1 protein-coding gene is annotated in these 1,001 nt (G+C 72.8%); it reads right to left on the reverse strand.

The genetic code is table 11. From position 1 onward, the window contains the following. Nucleotides 1-98: 98 nt before the first annotated feature. Nucleotides 99-1,001 (reverse strand): carbohydrate ABC transporter permease (locus ABD811_RS43730; RefSeq protein ID WP_425549522.1); only part of this gene is annotated, 903 nt, incomplete at its 5' end.

Genomic DNA, 1,001 nt, shown 5'->3' on the forward strand with positions numbered 1-1,001 from the left:
CCGCGCCGCCGCCGGGCCGCCGCGCGCCGCCGGACCGCCGCCGGTCACCGTGCCTCCGCCCGACGCTGGACCGCCGCCGGTCACGGGATCGCCGCCGGTCACCGGAACGCCTCGCGTCGCCCCACGGCCCGCAGGTAGAGCGTCACCATGGTCAGCACCAGCGCGAAGTTCACCACGGCCAGCGCCGCGGACTCGCCGACGTGCTGGTCGAGGAAGGCCACCTTGTACATGAACGTCGTCGTGGTGTCGGTGGCGTGCCCGGGCCCGCCCTGCGTCATCGCCCAGATGATCGGGAACGAGTTGAAGACATTGATCACGTTGATGATCGCGGCGACCAGCAGCGCGGGACGCAGCAGCGGCAGCGTCACCGCGACATACGTGCGCACCGCCCCCGCCCCGTCCACGCGGGCCGCCTCGTACACGTCGGCGGAGATCGACTGCAGCCCCGCCAGCAGCACGAACGTGGTGAACGGCAGCGACACGAACACCGCCACCGCCATCATCCAGGCGAACGCCCACACCGGGTCGGCCAGCCAGTTCACCGGCCGGTCGAGCAGCCCGACGTCCATGAGGACCCGGTTGACCACCCCGTAGGCGTCGTTCAGCATCCACCGCCAGATCAGCGCGCTCATCAGCACCGAGGCGGCCCACGGCACGATCAGCGCCCAGCGCACCACCCGCCGGCCCGGGAACCGCGCGTCGAGCAGCTGCGCCAGCGGAAGCGCCAGCGCGATCGTGACCGCGACGACGCCGACCACCCACAGCACGGTGCGCAGCAGCACCCCCGGCAGGTCCGGCTGGGCGAACAGGTCGGCGTAGTTGCGTCCGCCGCGGAACCCGACCGTCAGGCCGGAGGAGCTGACGGCCAGCAGCGACGTGCGGACCATCTCCACGACCGGCCACAGCACGACGGACGCGATCAGGACCAGCGCGGGGCCGAGCCACAGCAGCGGCGCCATCGCCCCGGCGATCAGGCGGGCGAGCTGGTGCGCGTCGTCGAC

It is taken from the genome of Actinomadura miaoliensis (genome assembly GCF_039536785.1).
Lineage (GTDB): Bacteria > Actinomycetota > Actinomycetes > Streptosporangiales > Streptosporangiaceae > Spirillospora > Spirillospora miaoliensis.